The organism is Cellulomonas sp. H30R-01 (assembly GCF_010119915.1).
In the GTDB taxonomy this organism is placed as follows: Bacteria; Actinomycetota; Actinomycetes; order Actinomycetales; family Cellulomonadaceae; genus Cellulomonas; species Cellulomonas algicola.
In genome coordinates this window covers 3795023-3811553 of record NZ_CP048210.1, presented here as the reverse complement: position 1 = coordinate 3811553, position 16531 = coordinate 3795023, and the positions used below count along the sequence as shown (strand labels likewise).

Here is a 16531-nt window from a genome sequence, read left to right as displayed (position 1 = left end):
GGAGTCCTCCTCGGTCGGCAACAGTGCCTTACGGCGTAAGACTTACGTTGTAAGGGCGACCGTACAGCGTAAGGTCGACGCGTCACAAGGGAGCTCTGCCATGCCGTCGTCGCCGCGCCCGTCGCCGCCGCCACCGTCGACCTCGTCCGCCGCAGCGGGCCGCGAGGCCCTCAGCCGCGAGCGCGTCGTCGCCGCCGCCGTCGCGATCGCCGACGCCGACGGCCTCGGTGCCGTCACCATGCGGCGGGTCGCCGCCGACCTGCACTGCGAGGCGATGTCGCTCTACCACCACGTGCCGAGCAAGGACGCGCTCCTCGCGGCGCTCGCCGACGAGGTGCTCCGGCAGGTCGCGCAGGCCACCGCCGCGGTGACCGCGTCGGCGTGGGACGTCGCGGTCCGCAGCCGCTGCCTCGCCGCGCGCGACGTCATGCTCCGCCACCCGTGGGCACCCGGCCTCGTCGCGGCGCAGACGACGTCACCGCCGTCCGTGTGGCCCGTCTACGAGCAGCTCGTCGGGACTCTCGCCGAGGCCGGCTTCGACGACGACCTCGCGCACCGCGCCATCCACGCGCTCGGGAGCATGCTGCTCGGCTTCTCCCGCGAGCTGTTCGAGCCCGACGGCGACACGCTCGCACCGGACCCCGGCGAGACCCCGGTCGGCGAGGACCTGCCGAACCTCGCGCGCATGGCCGCCTCCGTCGTGCACGAGACCGACGGCGCCCTGTCGGTGTGCGACACCCGCGCCGAGTTCGAGTTCACGCTCGACCTCGTCCTCGCCGGGCTCGACCGGCACCGCCTGGCCCGCAGCGGCGCCTGAGCCGGGGGACCGAGCACGGCGACCGGGTCAGCCGGTCTGGCGGCGCGGGATCCGCCGCACCGCGCGCTTGCGGCCCGGCATCCACACCCCGACCGGCCTGCCGGACTCGACGGCCTGCGCGTCCTCGACGCGACCCGCCTCCCGGTACGCCTCCGCCAGGGCCGCGCGGCTCGCGATCGTCTGCGCGTCGTCGGGGCCGAGGATCCGCTCGTCGTCGACGCACGCGCGCTCGAGCAGCTCGACGATGTCGTCGAGGCGGTCCTCCTCGCGGTACACCTCGATGAGCAGCAACCGGCTCGCGGCGGTGTCGACGTGGTCCGGGCCGAGCATGCGCTGCCGGTCCCGGAACGTCTTCTCCAGGAGGGGGACGGCCTCCTCGGCGCGGCCGGCCTCGCGGTAGGCGACGGCGAGGTTGTTGCGGCTGGTGAGCGTCGCGGGGTGCAACGGGCCGAGGACGCGCGCGCGGTCGGCGAGCGTCGCCTCGAGCAGCGAGAGCGCGTGGTCGGTGCGTCCCGCGTCGTGGTGCACGAGCGCCAGGTCGCCGCGCGTCGCGAGCGTCTCCGGGTGCTCGGCGCCGAGCACGCGCTGCCGGTCCGCCATGACGCGTTCGAGCACGCGCACCGCGTCACGCAGCCGGCCCGCGTCCCGGTAGGCGAGGCCCAGGTTGTTCGCGCTCGTCAGCGCCTCGGGGTGGTCCGGGCCCAGGACGCGCTCACGGTCCGCGAGCGTGCTCTCCAGCAGCGGGATCGCCCGGTCCAGCCGGCCGGCGTCGTGGTACGCCAGCGCGAGGACGCTGCGGCTCGTGAGGGTGTCGGCGTGCTGGTAGCCGTGCGTGCGCTCCGCGTCGGCGAGCATCCGCTCGAGCAGCGGCAGCGCGAGGTCGGGACGTCGGGCGTCGCGGTACGCGAGCGCGAGGTTGCCGCGGCTGGTCAGCGTCACGGGGTGGTCCGGGCCGAGCGCGCGCTCGGCGTCCCGCAGCGTCGCCTCCAGCAGAGGGAGGGTCCGGTCCAGGCGGCGCGCGTCGCGGTGGAACGGCGCCATGTCGTTGCGGCTCGTCAGCGTGTCCGGGTGGTCGCGGCCGAGCAGGCGCTGGCGGTCCGCGAGCACCCGCTCCAGCAGCGGGTACGCCCGGTCCGAGCGGTGCGCGAGCCGGTGCGTGAGGCCCAGGTCGCGGCGCGCGGCGATCGTGTCGGGGTGGTCGGGGCCCAGGATCCGCTCGGCGTCCTCGAGCCCGCGGGCCAGCAGCGGGAGCGCCTCGTCGAGCAGGCCCGCGTCGCGGTACGCGAGCGCGAGGTTGGTGCGGCTCGCGAGCGTGTCCGGGTGCTCGCCTCCGAGCGCGCGGCGCGACGCCGACAGGTTGCGCTGCAGCATCTCGAGCGCACGCTCGGTCATGCCCGCGTCGCGGTACGCCATCGCGAGGTTGTTGCGGCTCGTGAGCGTCGCGCGGTGCACAGGCCCCAGGACGCGCTCGGCGTCCTCGAGCGTCGCGACGAGCAGCGGGATGGTCCGGTCGAGCCGGCCGACCTCGCGGTGCGCGAGCGCCAGGTTGTTCCGCGCGGTGAGCACGTCGACGTGGTCCTCGGGCAGCAGACGCGCCGCGGTGTCGACCAGCCGCTCCCAGTACGCGACGGCCTCGTGCGTCAGGCCCGCGCGCGTCAGGCTCGTGCCCGCCTCCCACAGCACCGGGTGCCCGTCGGGCTCCCACAGCACGCCGCGGACGTCGAGCGCGGCGACCGTCGCCGCGCACCGGCGGAACACGTGCGCGGTCAGCGCGGCGTGACCGAGGCCGTCGTCCGCGGGCCACGCCTCGAGCAGCGCGTCGGCGACCGCCCGCAGCACGGTGTCGACCGTGCCCTCGTCGAGGTGGTCGCGCGCGACCTGCTGGACGAGCGGGTGCACGTGCGCGAGCGTCGCGTCGTCCGCCGACCCGTCGACGAGCGCAGCGAGCCCGACCGCGCACAGGTTCAGCAGGCCCTGGTGCAGCTCCTCGGGGGTCACGGCCGCGGCCGACGACGTCCACCGCCGCCGCCAGGTGCGCGGGCGGACCAGGTCGTCGATGCCCGCGACCGCCGACGACGTCGCGAGCAGCTCGACGGGGAAGGTCGGGCCGAGGACGCTCACGAGCACGAGGACGAGCTGCGCGACGCCGAACGGCTCGAGCGCGTCGGCGTCGTCGACCGCGAGCGTGCCCGTGGCGAGCACGGACGCCGGGACGTCGGCGCCGCCGTCGTCGGGCAGCTGCAACGCGCGGCGGCGCTCGGCGAGACGCTCGACGTAGTCCTCGACCGTGCCGCCCGCGACGCGCAGGTCGCCGACGGCGTGCGTGAGCGCGAGCGGCACGCGGCCCAGGTCGTCGACGAGGCGCTCGACGTGCTCCGCGGACGCGTCGGGCGCGACCGTCGCGACGAGTGCGCCCGCCTCGTCGCTCGACAGCCGGTCGACCGCCACGGCCCGTCCGCCCGAGCGCGGCAGCACGTTGTTGCTCTCGCTCGTCAGGACGACCTGACCGGTCGTGCCGCGCGGCCACAGGTCCGTCAGCAGGCTCGGGTCGGGGACGCCGTCGAGCACCACCAGCCACCGCCGCCGCGTCGACACCAGCCACGCCAGGAACGCCGCGGCCGCCGACTCGTCGGCACCGCTCGACGTCGTCGGGTGCACGACGCGGTCCGCCGCCGCGAACGTCGTGAGGATCCCGTCGCGCGTCGACCCGGGGACCCAGACCAGCAGGTCGACCGCGCCCGCGTCCCACATGGCGTGCGCGTGCGCGCCCGCGGCGGCCGTCGCGCCGTACCCGGGCGGGCCGGCGAGCAGGGTCGTCGTGCCGACGGCGAGGCCGCCGTCCTCGTCGGTCAGGGCGGCCGGGAGCTCGGTGCGCACGGGGTGGTCCGGCGCGTGCGCCGGGGGGTGCCCGACGCAGACGGGCCAGCTGACGTCGGCGCGCGCGTCCTGCTCGCGGCGGCGGCGCAGCTGTCCGGGTGTCGCGGTCGACTGCGTCCAGCGGCCCGGGCCGGCGTCGGCGGCGACCCAGCCCGCGATGTCGGCATGGTCGGCGAACTTGCGGGCCGGGACGACCTGGAGCGCGGGCGCGTTGGGCTGGTCGGGCCGTGGGTCGCTCAGCAGGACCCCGACCAGGAGGTCCTCGGCCACGAGCGCGCCGCCCGCGTGCCCCGCCCAGGAGCCTCCCGGCGGGCCTCCGGGGGGTGCGGTCGCGAGCTCGACCGACCAGCCGCGCGCACGGGCGCGGGCCCCGGGCCGGACGACGATGCCGAGCTCGCTCGCGAGCGAGCTGCCGTCGGCGGTGCCGGCACCACCGGTGCCGCCGTTGACGTCGGTGCCGTCGGTGCCGTCGGCGTCCGGGGCGACAGGTGCGACGGGTGCCACCGCGCGGCCCGCGGCGAAGCCGACCACGAGGCACTCGGTCGCCTCGTCGGGCTCCGACCACGCGGTCGTGAACCCGTCCGACGACGGCACGAGCGGCTCGTCGTCGGTGCACAGCAGCAGCGCGATCTCGGCCTGCGGGTGCGTCCAGATCAGCGCGGCCGAGCGCAGCCGCGTGCCGCCCGCGTCGCCGAGCGCGCGGACGCGCAGCCGGACCGGCAGGTTCTGCTTGCTCAGCCACTCGGGTGTCACGCCGCCCGACGGCGGGCGCAGGCGCGCGACGGGCAGGTTCCGGCCCAGCACGCGGCGCGCGGTGAGCACGAGGCGCGGCGTGATCAGGTAGCCCGCGGCGACCGCGTTGCCGTCGTCGGACTCGATCCGCACGACGCGTGCGAGGGGGACGTGCGGGGCGTCCGGCGCGTCGGTGGCGACCTGGTCGAGGGCAGGCTCGGCCGACGGCGTGACCGGCTCGTCACGCTGTGCGGCGACCTCGACGTCGACCATCCCCGGACTCCTTCGCGCCACCCGTGGCAGGCGGCAACGTGCGCGTGTCACGGCGGTCGGGGTGGTGGTGCGGCCATCGCCCCGTCGCCGCGTCGGCCGAGTGTGCCACGCCACAGCCGCGCGACGGTTGCCCAGGGCGCGCGCTTCTGGACGGGCGCCCGACACGTCGTGCCGGAGACGGCCGTGGCGCGCGTCGTCGCTGGTCACAGCGTTGCGCACGCGTGTCACGCCCCGGTGTGCGGGTGGGCGGCGCGCTGCCGCGAGGACATCGCCGCAGGTGCGGACCCCGGCCGTCGACGCGGTCCCGCCGCCCGCACCCCGCCATGGCGGCCCGGCGCGCGTCAAGCCCCCGGAGGACGACTCCGACAGGACGGGACATCCGGACCGCGGGCACCCGACGTCCCGACGCGCACGGAGCGGCGCGTCGGGACCGGTCCGTCCCGGATCGTCCGCCCGTGATTTCACCCGCGCCCCGGCCGGGACTGCTACGGCGATCGGGGGACCCCGCCGGGCGACGTAGGCTCGGACCGTGGCCACGTTCTCCGCCGTGACGCGTCAGCACATCCTCCAGGCGATCGGGGAGCACGACTCCCGCGGTCGCGACGACTTCCTCGGCGTCTACGGGTTCACGCCCGACGACGGCTACGCCCTGCTGCACGAGGGGCGCGTCTACGAGCCGCGCGCGATCGTCGGCGTCGCCCACCGGTACGCGACGGGCCGCCTCGGGATCGCCGACGAGGTCGCCGTCGACGCCGCGACCGCCGTCCTGCGCAAGCGCGGGTTCGACGTCACCGAGCCCGCCGTCGCGACCCGTGCCCCCGTGGCCGCCGCCCGGCCGGCGCGCGCGCCCCGGTCCACGACGCGCACGTCGACGCCCCGCACGACGACGCGGGCCAGCAGCGCTGCGCCCGAGCGGGTCGCACCGATCTGCCCGACGTGCTCGATGACCCTCCCGGCCACGGGCGTCTGCGACTACTGCGGCTGACGGCCGCGACGGCCTGCGCGCACCGACCCACCGCGCCCGGCAGCCGCTGACAGCCGACGGCGCCGACGGCGCCCTCGCCGGGGCGCTCAGCCGCGCGGCTCCAGGACCACGACCGCGGTCTCGGTCGGGCGGCGCGTCGCGAAGCCGTCGAGGTCCTTGCCGAGCTTGCGGTACTCCGACCACAGCCGCTCGCGCTCGGCACCCGCGGCCGCCCGCGCCCGCACCGCCCGCGGCCCGTCCTTCAGGACGACCGTCGCCTCGGGGTGCGCCTGCAGGTTGAGCCACCACGCCGGCTCGGGCGCGGCCCAGCCGTTCATCGCGAGCGTGACCAGGTTCGGCCCGTCCTCCATGTACGCGACGATGGCCTCGCGCTCCTGCCCGGTCCGCCGACCCGTCGTGCGCAGCACGAGCGTCCCCCACCGGTCTGGGCGCGGACGCCAGAGCCCGCGCCGACCGCCGGTCACCCGGTACATCGCGCGGTGCACCACCCAGGCGGTGCGGACGAACCACCGCGGCGGCAGCCGGGGGCTGCGCGCCTCGTCGACCTGACCTGCCGTCTCGTCCATGGCCGCTCCCCGGTCCGGGCGTCCGCGGTCCGGCGCCGGCCCGCAGGTCGCACGCTACCGACGCGGCCCGGTGCCCGGGAACACCCGTTGCGTCCGGATCGGTAGCGCGGTCCCGCACCAGGCGGACGCGCGCGCGTGGGCAGGCAGGCGGCTCGGCCGCCCGGGCGGTCAGGTGAGGACGACGCCGCCCTCGGACGTGACCTGGTCGACGTCCGCGTCGTCGAACCACCGACCGTGCTCGCCGAGGTACCGGAACGTCACCGTCGAGCCGACCGGGACCTTGACGGACGCGCTCGACGTGCCGTTCGACCGCTTCTTCAGCGGGTGCAGCCCCGGTGTCCAGCCGTTGAACGAGCCGACGACGCTGACCGGACCGTCGAGCGTCGCCGTCGGGAGCGCGAACGTGAGCGTGCAGGTGGCGGACGCGGCGGAACGGGACTTCTTGAGCACGGGCGGACCACTCTTTCCCTCGGACGGGCGACCCTGACGCGCGCATCGTGGCGCGCCCATGTTTCGCGGAGCACCGCTGCCGGGTTAGCACCAGGTGACGTCGCGACGACAAGCGTCCGCGAGGCCGGCTTCACCCGGTCGCCGGCGCTGCGGCGAGGCCTTCAGGGCTTCACCTCGACATCTGGGGACCTCGCACCGGCAAGGCCACAGCCGCGCCGTGCCGGCGATCCTCACGCGACCGGCTCGGTACTGGTGATCCCGAACAAGCGTGACGTCGTCGAGGCCATCCGTGACGTGCGGGCGCAGCACGGACCGGTGCGTAGGTTTTCGAACCGCAGGCGCTCTCGCTCGAGGAACCCACCTGCTGGTGCACCCGCTGATCTACGTCACTGACGAGGTCGGCGCCGCCCGCCTGGCTGAACACTTCGCCGCGAGCTCGCGCGACCCCCGCGCGCGCACCGCCGCCCACTTCGACGCAGCCGGCCAGGACCTGCTCGCCGCCCTGCTGCTCGCGGCCGCGCTCGACGGCGCCCGATCACCATCGTCTACACGTGGCGGACGAACCAGCAGGTCGCCGCCTGGGTCACCCCGCAAGGGCAGGCCGACCGGCGCCCGCGGTCCGACCCACACGAGTTCGTGCGCGGCCACGGCGCCGCCCTCCACTCGCTGTCCAAGGAAGGCCGCGGCACCGCCGAGCCCCTCGTCACCGCGCTCACCGTGGCCGTCGTCGAGGCCGCCGAGGAGCTCGCCGCACGCTCACCCGGCGGGCGGCTCACCACGCCGCTGCTCGGCGTCCTCGACGAGGCCGCCAACGTCTGCCGCTGGCGCGAGCTGCCCAACCTCTACAGCCACTACGGCTCGCGGGGCATCGTCCTCATGACGATCCTGCAGTCCTGGTCGCAGGGCGTCGAGGTATGGGGCGAGCACGGCATGAAGAAGCTGTGGTCCGCCGCGAACGTCAAGGTCTACGGCGGTGGCGTCAGCGACGCACACTTCCTCGACGACCTCTCACGCATGATCGGCGACTACGACCGCCTGGCCTCCTCGACCTCGAGCGGTCGCGGACATCGCACCGTTTCCCAACAGCTGCACCGCGAACGCATCCTCGACGTCGCTGACCTCGCCGCCATACCCAAAGGCCGCGCCGTCGTCCTCGCGTCCGGCTCACGCCCGACCCTGATCCGCACGCAGCCCTGGATGACCGGCCCGCACGCAGCCGCCGTGCGCGCGTCGATCGCCGCGCACGACCCGCAGGCCGCGCTCACCATCGACGAGGCACAGGCCGAGCTCGAGACCGTCGCGGCAGGTGAGACCAGGGAAGCACCATGACGGACTGGGGCACCGACGACGAGCAAGACGGCATCGAGGCCGAACCGATCGACGTCGACGACGTAGTCGCGCGCGTCGACAGCGCCTCGCCGACCAGGGCCAGCCTGTACTACGGCTCGGTGGACGAGTTCGTGCGCGAGTACCTCCGCCACGTCTACCGCCGCCGCATCGACGGCCGCCACCGGGTCTGGGCAGGGGAGTGGTGGCGCTACGACGAAGCGCTCATCCGCCTCGAGGCCCTGTGGCGGGCGTGGGAGCACCTGCGCCTCGATGCGAGCCTGGGCATGAGCGTGTGGTGGCGCGACCATGCCGACCACCACATGACCATCCTCATGGACCCCGACGGCCCGTTCGCCGACGCCATCGACGGCGCCATGAACACCTGCAAGCGAGGCGAGCCACTGCCGTACATCCCCCCGCCGCAAGGCCTCTTCACTGACGACCGGTGACCCTCTTGGCAGGCTTAGCTGCGGAGCATGCGTTGACTGTTGCGCCGGGCTTCGCCCCGGCTGGCGTCGGCCCGCATGCTGGGATTGACGAGCCCGCCGGTCGAGCGCAAGGGCAGCGCACGAACTGCGATCGATTCGGGCTGTTGGGGGCGATCAGTCGCCGAGCTTCGGTGGGCCCTCTCCAGGCCGCGTGTACGCAATCATGCCGTCCCACGAACCGTACACTTCGGCAACTTTTGTTGTGCCGTTGAAGAGTTCACTTTCGAGCGAAAGCGGAAAAGCGTCGAGCAGCGTGTCGGCCAGAAGCGCCGGCTCTAATGGGCCAAGTCTCCCATCTGACTTGACGCCGATTGAATTCAACCACTCACGCGCGCGTGCATCGCCTAAGGTAACGCGAAGAATGGCGCGATCGGCGCCCTGGCCTACCGCCCACCGCAGCAGCGAGGCCCATACTGCGCGTAACCGCTCAACCTGCGCTTCCTCGTCTAGGCTCACCCAGCGTGTATCCAAAGTGGATTCGCTCAGTGGTGCCACGAGACCATTGGGCCCCATCAGGGCCGCAAACGCCGGCAGTGAAGGGTGGACAATGTACGCCCCCATCAGTGAACCTTCTTCCCCCACCATCGATAATGCTGAAGCGCTATATGGCGCCCACTCTTTTGCTGGATCTTTCCTCGGACCCAATGAACATATGGCCGAATGTCGTCAGCCTTATCGAGTTTGAGATAGCGAAGGCTTCCAAATTTTGAACTAACGTATCGCACGCCGATGGTGGCAGGACTCTTGAACGGCGCATGGATCGATGCGACGGAGCGCGCAGAGTGGGCCACCTCCTGTGCGGCGGTTTTGACGCGCGTGGATACCACGGCGGCCGCCCGTTGAATCTTTGGAAGAGCGCGCGCTACAACCTGCCCCTGGCGCACCAGTCGTGCAGCCTTCACTCCTCCGGCCACGACCCCGAGGCCGACGAGAGTCGCAGCGGCGCCGATTGCGGCCATCTTGGCAGCCTCGCGGTCACCGGTCAGGAGGTAGGCACCAGCCGCGAGGCCCCCTACAGCGGCCCCGACGGGACCCGGGATAAAGCTCGAAGAGATGTCTGCGACGACCGCGACAGCCTTGAGGAGGCCCTTCCAGGCGAACGTGCCTCCGAGGTCGGTGCAGTTGACGGGGTCGGCGTTGCAGTAGTCGTAGGCGTTGACTGATCCGCCGGCGACGGGGTCGACCTGCAGGAAGCGGCCGAGGGCGGGTGCGTACAGCCGCACGCCCATCAAGATCACCCCGGTAGGCGTGTCGGCGGAGCGCTGCGCGGCGCCGAGCCACCCGTACCGGGCCGGGGGAGCGTTCGAGGTCGACCCCGACGTCATGGGCTGGGGCACGCCGAACTCGTCGAAGACCGTGCGCCGCAGCGTGGTGGTGCTTGCCGCGGTTTGCCCGTCGGGGATGTCGAGGGTGGCGGTGATGTCGCCGTGCAGGTCGACCAGCTGTAGGACCTTGTCGCCGGTTTTGCCTGTCTGGACTGCGACGTTGCCGTCGGCCCCTTCGATGTACCGGGAGATCTTGTCGGGCTGAGTGATGTCCTCGGCGATCCAGGAGGGCTCGTCGCCGTCGCCGTCGTAGTGGTTAACGGACTCGGTCGAGTTCGCCCAGGCGTTGTTCACCCACGCGAAGGTGTTCTGGCCGCTGAACCGCTGCAGGGGGTCCAGCGTCCACGTCGTGCGTTCGACGCCGGGCACCTCCTGGCTGGCGACCAGGTCGTTGACGAAGTACCCGGTGCTGGCGACCTTCGAGCCGTCCGCGGTGGGCATCGCGGTGATCCGCCCGAGCCGGTCGTAGGTCCACTTGTCGCCGGTGGTGCCGGTGGTGGACACGAGGCGGTCGGCGCTGTCGTAGGTCGAGGTGACGGTCGCCGGGATGCCGCTGGTGGTGGGGCACGGCGCGCCGGTGGTGCCGGTGGCGGTGGTGAGCGAGGTGCGGTTGGTGTGGTTGTCGAACCCGTACTTGCGGGCCGTGCACATGCCGCCGCTGGTCTGGGTCGTGTCGGTCAGGCGCCCGAGCCGGTCGTAGGCATAGGTCTGCACACCGACGTCGGTCGTGGTGTGGCTGATCCACTGCCCGCGGTGGTTCTCCACCACCGAGTCCGCAGCGATCACCACGCCGTCCGAGGCGCGGGTGTACGTGCGCGACGTGGGTACCCGGGCGGTGTCGTACCCGATGGTGAGCTTGACACCGCCGGGCATGGTCTGGGACTCGAGCTGGCCGTCCGGTCCCCAGGTCGGGACGATCTGGCCAGCGACGGAGTCGTCAATGAGCGTGACGAACCCGCGCGGTTCGATGGACCGGTCGTAGCGGTAGGTGCGTGAGCCGACGGTCGATCCGTCCTGGGCGTAGTCCGTGACGGTGTACGGCTGCCCGAGCCGGTCGTAGGTGGTGGTGGTCCATGCGCCGGTGGCGTCGGTGTACTTCGTGAGCCGGCCTAGGGCGTCGTACTGCTTGGTGACGGAGACCCTGTTGCCGCCGGCGTCCGTGTACCAGTTCGCGGTGACGTCCCCGGTGACCGGGTCGTAGTCGGTGGACGTGGTCGGCAGCGCCTGCCCGGCACCCGGCCCGGTCGCGGTGAGGGTGACGCTCTTGACACGGTCGGCGGGGTCGTAGGCCGTGGTCGAGGTGCGCTCGACCTTGGCGGCGCCGCTCCCGACTGTCTCGCTCACGGTGGTCGGCGAGCCGAACTGGTTGTACCCGGTAACCCGCTTGACCGGCAGCTCGGTCGACATGCGGGCGGGGTCGTGTCCGGTGACGGGGCCGCCGGCGCGGGTCACGCACGGCTGGCCTGCCCACTCCGGACGGTTTCCGCAGTCGACGTCGTCGGGGTTGGCACCGGCGGTGTAGAAGACGGCCACCGTGGTGCCGGCGTCGGACCCGTTCGAGCCCGGCTTGGATGAGCGGATCGCGCGTCCACGGGCGTCGTAGACGACGGTGGACGTCAACGCGGTCGGCTGCCCTGCGTCGACAGTGACCGCGCTGGGCTGCTTGTGCACCCACCCCGAGGTGGGACCGGTAGCGGGCGCCCCGTCGATGGGGGTGTAGGCGTTGGTGGTGACGATCGGGTCGAACGCCTGCCCGGTCGTCAGGTCGACCCCGTCGGTCGTGGTGGTGGTCAGGAGGTGGAAGACACCGCCCGGGCTGCCCTGGTCGTAGGCATTGCGGGTACGTGCACGCAGCGGCCGCACGTCACCCAGGTCGTTGGCGACGGCCAGGCGCTGCACGGGCCCGAGGGTGGAGATGACGTCGAGGCCGTCTTCGCTGTAGGTGGTGCGCGAGTCGAGCGCCTGGGCGAGATCCCTCGAATCAGTCATGTAGTCCAGGCCCCATGCCATCAGCGCCTCGTTGGCTCCGGGGAGCTTGCGCAGGGCGAGCAGCCGGTTGGTGGCGTCCAGGGTGCGCACGACGTTGCCGCGGGCGTCGTACTCGGCGGTGTCGATGAACCCTTCCGCGGGGCCGTCCTTCGCGGCGGGAGCTGCGCTGTTCACCTCGAGGCCCGAGGCGTTGAGGTAGGACACCGTCGCCTTGCGGTACTCCGCGGACGTCGGGGTCTGACCTGGCGCGAACGTCGTCAGCGGGTCGAAGACCGCGGTGGCGTCGGTCGGACCGTCGTACTGCGCCCAGGCTGCGATCGCCGTCGGGTCCAGGTTGTAGGGGCCGCCTGCGGTCACCGTGAGAGGCACTGCGTACTTGACGGTGGTGGTGCTGCTGTCGGGCCCGACGGTGTTCTGGGTGCCGGGCTCCAGGTAGGCGTGGGTGACGGTGAGCAGGCGGCCCGGGGCGGGGTCGATCCAGTCGCCGTTGCCGGTCTTGGTCTTCCCGCCCGGCCCGTAGCCGTAGATGTAGGGGTGCTGCTCGCCGCCCGCTCGGACCTTCCACAGGCGGCCGTCGCTGTCGTACTCGTAGACGGTGACCTGCGCCTGGCCGCCGGCAGCAACGATGCGCGGGTCGTGCACCTGGAGCAGCTGTCCCTTGGCGTTGTAGGCGTAGGACGCCACGGGGACCTTGACCATCGCGGTGCCGTTCCACGTCCACACCGACACGGTCGACACACGACCGGTGTAGCTGCCGACGGCGGAACCGACGGCGGTGGTGGTGGTGGCGTAGTCCAGCTCCATGACCTCGCAGCCGCGGACGGGAGTGGGCGAGGTGCACGCTTGGAGGTTGCCTTCCTTACCGTCGAACCACCCGTCGACGCCAGGCTCGATCGGCGCGATGAGGCGGGACAGTCGGGACACACCTGGCACCGAGCCAACGTCATAGACCGGCCGTGCCGCACCCGGTGCACCGGGGGGCGTGGAGGACTGCACGAGGAAGTCGCCCGTGGTGCCGGGCCGGGAGAACAGCGTGACGGTCCCGTCGAGCTCGGTCAGCTTCCAGGACGTGGCGGAGGTTTGGGTGAGCGAGAGGGCTTCAGCGCCGGGCTGCGGCCACCAGGTGCCGGTCGCGCCTTCGGTGAACCAGATGTCGCCCCCGCCGGTGACCTCGACGGCCGCGACGTCGTCGTACGGCTTGGAGATCCGCGTGTACGCCGATCCCGAGGCGCCGTCGACGGTGCCCATCGACCACTCGGGACCGAACGGGGACCACAGCTCCTGGACGAACACGTCGTCGTAGTAGACGACCTTGCTCTGGTCGGAGAACCCGTTGTAGAGCCGGACGAACGCTTCGACCGCACCGTCAGGGACGGTGTAGTCCATCGTGAGCTGCTGCCATGCGCCGGCCACGGTCGCGGCCGCGCTGCGCTGCTCGGTGTACCCGCTGGTGGCGGTCTTGCTGAACGCGACGATCTTCAGGCCGCGGTCGGGGTGGTTGGGGCTGAGCCCGGTGCTCTCGGGGACGTAGATCCACGCGCTGATCCGGTAGGTGCGTCCTGGGCGCAGACCGGCACGCAGACCAGTGCCCAAGTTCCCGCCGACGCCGGTGTAGGAGTCGGTGTTACCGCCGGGCGGGGTGACCTTGTAGGAGGTCGTGCCGGAGTGGAACCGGCCGGTGTCGATGGTGAGGATCGCGGTGCCGGAGTTCCCGGTCAGGGTGCTGGCTTCCTGCTGCTCCTTGGTCAGCCCGTTGGCCTGGAGCTGGTAGCCGCTGTCGATGTCACGCGAGGAGTTGGTGCGTACCAGTGACAGGCCGAACTCCTCTGCGTCCGTCACCGACAGTGTGTGGTCACCGGTGAGCAGGTTCACCGACCCGGGGCCGATGGTCGTGCTGGCGGCGCCGTCGGCGTCGGGATCCACGATCACGGTGATCCACTGCGTCGGCGTGGGGTTCGACCCGTTGGCAGAGGTCGAGAGCATGGCGCGCACCTGCGCCGGCCCGCCGCGATAGCCGAGTTCGGCGGCGACGTCCCATGTCGTGGTCGGTGTCGCGCCGGTCGGCAAGGGCTGCCAAGGCGAAGGCCACTCCACACCGGACGCCGTGCGCAGGTTCTCCTTCGGAATGTCCTTGATCGCCGTGGCGTCGGGGCCGTTGCGCCACTGGAAGCTGACGTACTGCAGCTCGGGCTTGCCCTCCACGGCGAGGCGGACCTGACGCACGACGCGGGTGGCGTCGTCCGGCGAGACGATGCCGGCTTCGCCGACCCGGAAGACGTACTTCACGACGCCGGAGACGTTGCCGGCCCGGTCGACGGTCTGGACCTGCAGGACGTGACGTCCGGCGTCCTTCGGCGTAACCGTCAACGTCGGAGCGGTGCCGGGAGTGGCGGCGACCTGCTGGGCCGGGTCAGGTGCCTTGTCCAGCCCCCACCGGTATCCGACCAGCGAGTAGTCCACCGCAGGCATCGCGATGGTGAACTCCGCCGCGTCGCCCGGCTTGCCCTTCCACTCGGTGGAGTTGGGGAACGCGGTCGAGGTGACCGTCGGGGTGCCCGGCGCGATCGTGTCGACATGGAACCAGAAGCCGGCAGACGGGGGGCCTTCGATCTTCCAGTCGCTGCCGCGGACCTGGAAGAAGTAGGTCGTGGCTTCCTTCAGGTACCCGGCCGGGACGTCGTACGTCGCGGCGCTACCGCTGGGGACGAAACCCGACGCCTTGGCCAGGACCAGAGCGTTGCCGTGATCCGCGTCGTAGATGTAGAAGTTGCCGTCGACCAGTTCACCGTCGGGGTCGCGCAGGACCGCCGACAGGCGCGGGGTCTTCGTCGAGGTCCACGAACCGTTGAAGGTGGCGTCCGGCGACCCGGAGATCCGCAGGCTGTCGGGCGCGGTCGGTGCGGAGTTGGCGTACGTGACCCAGATCGTCGGGACGTAGGCGCCGTTGTCGGCGGAGTAGAACTTCTTCCACCCGTAGTTGTCGGACTCGTTCTCGGCGCGCAGGCCGACGTGTCCCTCGGTCTCGTTCGTGCTGGCCCACAGCTGCGCGAAGCTCGTGATGCTGGCGTTCGACCAGTCCGCCGGACAAGCGGCGGAGTTCCCGTGCGTGTCCGCGCTCGTCGCGTAGTGGGTCGCCCAGCCCGGCTGGTTCGCCCAGGTCGTTGCGGTGTTGGCGGGATAGACGTTCCACACCTGCCAATTGCGGGCCTGGCACGACCACGAGTGCCAGTTCGCCAGCTCCAGGCGCGCCGAGATGATGCTTTTGCCCGCCAGCGGGGCGACCGGGAAGTGCAGATAGGAGCGCGCCACGTGCGCGCCGCCGTCATAGGTGCCGATCTGCAGATCGGTGCGCCCCGACCGAGGGTCGGAATAACCGGACAGGACGTAGGTGTCGAAGCCCCACGCGAAGTTGATGTCCGGGTCGACGACGACGGGATACGTCGTCGACGGGTCCTGCAGGAACTCCTCCTGAGGCGTCAGGCTGACCTCGGCCACGTTCGGTGCGGTGTGCTCGACCTCGCGTGCCACCTCGACGCTGCCCGCCGACAGGTCCACGGCACCGTCACCCACCACGGCATCAGCAGCTCGAGACTCGGCCGTGGGCTCCGCCCGCTCGAGCGCCTCGGCGTCCGTGGCCGACTCCCCGTGGTCGTCGCTGAGCACCCACGCCGGCATCGGCGACAGACGCGGCGCGTCCACGTCCTCCGCTGGGCGGGTCTCCGTCACCGGATAGGCGCGCCCCTGATCGGACTCCGCATCCCACATCAGCGGCGCCGGCGCATTCGCGAGCACCGTCCCGGCGTCCACGATCGCGAGTCCACCGTCGGGCTGCGTCGCGAGCTCCGCACCGTCGGTCGTGACGGTCATCGGGAAGTCGGGCGCCTCGCCCGCCGGCGGGCGCTCGTCCAGCACGAAGAACTGCTCGAAGCCCGTCGCCGTCGCCTCAAGCACCAGATCGACGCCCGGACGCACATCGGCGTAGACGGCGCGACGACCCTCGATCGTGGGTTCGGGAAGGGCGCCATCCCAGCCCACGCGCGTGGTGATGCCGGTCTGCGGATCGGTCGCCGACACCAAGTCGACCGTTCCGTCCACCGCGGCCGACGCACCAGCGAAGGTCAGATCACCGGTGTGCGCGGCCGGTCGCACCAGGCCGTCCTCGCCGACCGACAGGGACAGGTCGACCGGAGCCCAGTCCTCGGCGGCCGTGCCGTCGCCGCCCTGACGCACCCACACCGGCCCCGAACCCTGACCGGTCGCCATCGTCCCGTCCGGCAGGACGAAGACCGACCCGAACTCCGTGCGCTCGCCCAGCACCTCGACCGGACGGCCTTCCAGCCGCGCAATCGTCCGAGCCGAGGCCACATCCGGCGCCGTCAACGGCTCGGTCGATGCCTCTGCGGCGACGTCGGTCGACGCTTGGCCGACCGCTGACACGTCCGCCCGCGGCTCAGCAGCAGCCGGGACGCCGGATGCTGCCACTCCGACCGCGCACAGCATCGCTGACACCGGCACGAACAGCCGCCACCGGGAAGGGACCCCGAACGAACGATGCAGAACGCCCAACGAGACCTCGCCCCGCCAGCGGCCGGTACCCGGCCGACCCGCACGGTCGCCGTCGACCGTCACCCGATCGTGCGACGAGGCAGGGGGAACCTAGCGACTGTCCGTGCTCACCACACTGACTTCAGTCACTTGTC

Annotated in this window: 8 protein-coding genes and 1 pseudogene; 4 read left to right on the top strand and 5 right to left on the bottom strand. The window is 72.3% G+C overall.

Features of this window, described 5'->3' with window-relative positions:
* The first annotated feature begins 100 nt into the window (after positions 1–100).
* A complete protein-coding gene (locus tag GXP71_RS16995; RefSeq protein ID WP_162353618.1) occupies positions 101–817 on the top strand; it encodes a TetR/AcrR family transcriptional regulator C-terminal domain-containing protein in 717 nt (238 codons plus the stop codon).
* A gap of 27 nt (positions 818–844) precedes the next feature.
* On the opposite strand, the gene GXP71_RS16990 is transcribed toward GXP71_RS16995, so the two are convergent.
* Positions 845–4699, bottom strand: a complete 3855-nt coding sequence (locus GXP71_RS16990) for a tetratricopeptide repeat protein (RefSeq protein WP_162353617.1) — start codon at positions 4697–4699, stop codon at positions 845–847.
* Positions 4700–5228: 529 nt separating this feature from the next.
* Between GXP71_RS16990 and GXP71_RS16985 the strand changes: the two genes are divergently transcribed.
* Positions 5229–5684 carry a hypothetical protein gene (locus GXP71_RS16985; RefSeq protein ID WP_162353616.1) on the top strand — a complete coding sequence of 152 codons (456 nt, stop codon included), beginning with the start codon at positions 5229–5231 and terminating at the stop codon, positions 5682–5684.
* Between the two features lie 86 nt (positions 5685–5770).
* Here GXP71_RS16985 and GXP71_RS16980 read toward each other — a convergent pair whose 3' ends face one another.
* Positions 5771–6250 carry a nitroreductase/quinone reductase family protein gene (locus tag GXP71_RS16980; protein ID WP_124341464.1) on the bottom strand — a complete coding sequence of 160 codons (480 nt, stop codon included), beginning with the start codon at positions 6248–6250 and terminating at the stop codon, positions 5771–5773.
* A gap of 168 nt (positions 6251–6418) precedes the next feature.
* Complete coding sequence (locus GXP71_RS16975; RefSeq protein ID WP_162353615.1) at positions 6419–6700, bottom strand: isoamylase early set domain-containing protein; 282 nt, start codon at positions 6698–6700, stop codon at positions 6419–6421.
* A 179-nt stretch (positions 6701–6879) separates the two neighbouring features.
* Here GXP71_RS16975 and GXP71_RS20685 point away from each other — a divergent pair.
* Together GXP71_RS20685 and GXP71_RS16965 are read left to right on the top strand one after the other, a co-directional pair.
* Positions 6880–8029, top strand: a pseudogene (locus tag GXP71_RS20685) (type IV secretory system conjugative DNA transfer family protein); the annotation flags it as partial.
* Positions 8026–8478 (top strand): DUF4913 domain-containing protein, encoded by a 453-nt coding sequence (locus tag GXP71_RS16965; RefSeq protein WP_162353614.1) that lies wholly within the window; start codon positions 8026–8028, stop codon positions 8476–8478. The pseudogene GXP71_RS20685 and the gene GXP71_RS16965, both read left to right, overlap by 4 nt.
* A gap of 153 nt (positions 8479–8631) precedes the next feature.
* Here the strand turns inward: GXP71_RS16965 and GXP71_RS16960 are convergent, their stop codons facing one another.
* Positions 8632–9078, bottom strand: a complete 447-nt coding sequence (locus tag GXP71_RS16960) for a hypothetical protein (protein ID WP_162353613.1) — start codon at positions 9076–9078, stop codon at positions 8632–8634.
* Positions 9078–16460, bottom strand: coding sequence for a DNRLRE domain-containing protein (locus GXP71_RS16955; protein ID WP_162353612.1), 7383 nt, complete (start codon positions 16458–16460; stop codon positions 9078–9080). The genes GXP71_RS16960 and GXP71_RS16955 overlap by 1 nt, the downstream gene beginning before the upstream one ends.
* Positions 16461–16531 lie beyond the last annotated feature (71 nt).

Bases quoted from the DNA above. Each gene is read 5' to 3' on its own strand.
- GXP71_RS16995 (WP_162353618.1), top strand. From the start codon at position 101: ATGCCGTCGTCGCCGCGCCCGTCGCCGCCGCCACCGTCGACCTCGTCC.
- GXP71_RS16990 (WP_162353617.1), bottom strand. From the start codon at position 4,699: ATGGTCGACGTCGAGGTCGCCGCACAGCGTGACGAGCCGGTCACGCCG.
- GXP71_RS16980 (WP_124341464.1), bottom strand. From the start codon at position 6,250: ATGGACGAGACGGCAGGTCAGGTCGACGAGGCGCGCAGCCCCCGGCTG.
- GXP71_RS16965 (WP_162353614.1), top strand. From the start codon at position 8,026: ATGACGGACTGGGGCACCGACGACGAGCAAGACGGCATCGAGGCCGAA.
- GXP71_RS16960 (WP_162353613.1), bottom strand. From the start codon at position 9,078: ATGGGGGCGTACATTGTCCACCCTTCACTGCCGGCGTTTGCGGCCCTG.